The 651-nt window shown below is 53.1% G+C and carries 1 protein-coding gene; it reads right to left on the reverse strand.

What is annotated here, in order from left to right; all coding sequences use genetic code 11:
- The coding region (locus tag RCCGE510_RS32765) for an ABC transporter permease (protein ID WP_240539739.1) at positions 1–496 on the reverse strand (496 nt) is incomplete at its 3' end.
- Positions 497–651 lie beyond the last annotated feature (155 nt).

A 651-nucleotide genomic window follows, 5' to 3' on the forward strand; every position in this document is an offset into this window, starting at 1 on the left:
AGAACACGCGCAGGAAGGCCGTCAACGGCTTCGCACCCATGCTGCGTGCAGCCGACATCAAGGATTTATCTATCCCCATCATCACGCTGATGAGCGGCAGGATCATCATCGGCAGCATGATGTGCACCATGCCCACGTAGACAGCGAAACGATTGTAAATGAGCGAAAGTGGTCTCTCGATAATGCCTGCATTCATCAAGAGGTTATTAATCAGTCCGCTGTCGCCCAGAACGACCGTCCAGGCGTAAGTGCGCACCAAGGCGCTCGTGAGCCACGGCAGGAAGACCAGAACCATCAGAAGGGGTCGCGCTCGTCCCGCGTTTGCAATGAGATAGGCCGTCGGGTAGCCAATTACCAAGCATATCGCCGTCGCAACAAAGCTAATTTTAAACGTTTGGAAAAGAATCAGGACGAAGGATCGCTGGGCGAAAAATCCTTCGTAATTCACAAGAGAAAACGCAGGCGCGTTCAAGCTCGTCAGGAACAGGAGGATCATCGGTATGCCGAATACCGCAAATAGCAGACCGAAGGCCGGCAACGTAAGCAGAATAGGCTTTGACCGCAGTTTTGAATCATCGTCATTTGCTGGCCCACCCCATTACGCCGCGACAAAGCGGATATCGGAGCGAAGCCAGTCGAGACCAACTTCAT

Source organism: Rhizobium sp. CCGE 510, from assembly GCF_000292525.1.
Taxonomy (GTDB): Bacteria; Pseudomonadota; Alphaproteobacteria; order Rhizobiales; family Rhizobiaceae; genus Rhizobium.